Origin of the sequence: Pseudomonas sp. 2995-1, from assembly GCF_002742505.1 — a bacterium.
Taxonomy (GTDB): Bacteria; Pseudomonadota; Gammaproteobacteria; order Pseudomonadales; family Pseudomonadaceae; genus Aquipseudomonas; species Aquipseudomonas sivasensis.
Genome location: NZ_LJSA01000214.1, coordinates 1 through 356, shown reverse-complemented (window position 1 = coordinate 356; position 356 = coordinate 1). Strand labels below are relative to the sequence as shown.

The window sequence follows — 356 nt, the reverse complement described above, 5'->3', positions numbered from 1 at the left end:
ATGCACCTTTTGCATATGGACAACCTCCTAAGCCACCCACTGCACTATCAAATACAGTGATCCCCTTCATTAAGCCAACTACCGTGTCAGCAAGAGCCATCCCTCTCGTATCATGAAGATGTAGTGCAAGGCTATCAGATGAGAATTCTCGTAACAACTCGCTTAGTGCTAGGTCCATTTGGTTTGGATTGGCAATTCCAATTGTGTCTCCTAAAGAAACCTCATATACTCCCATTTCAAATAATCTATACACCACTTCTTTTACCTTACTTAAAGAGATTCTCCCTTCATAAGGGCATCCAAAAACGGAAGATACATAACCTCTAACTTTTAAACCAGAGGCTCTGGCTTCGGTC

1 pseudogene is annotated in these 356 nt (G+C 42.1%); it reads right to left on the bottom strand.

Features of this window, described 5'->3' with window-relative positions:
- Positions 1–356, bottom strand: a pseudogene (locus AOA61_RS02530) (hydroxymethylglutaryl-CoA lyase); the annotation flags it as partial.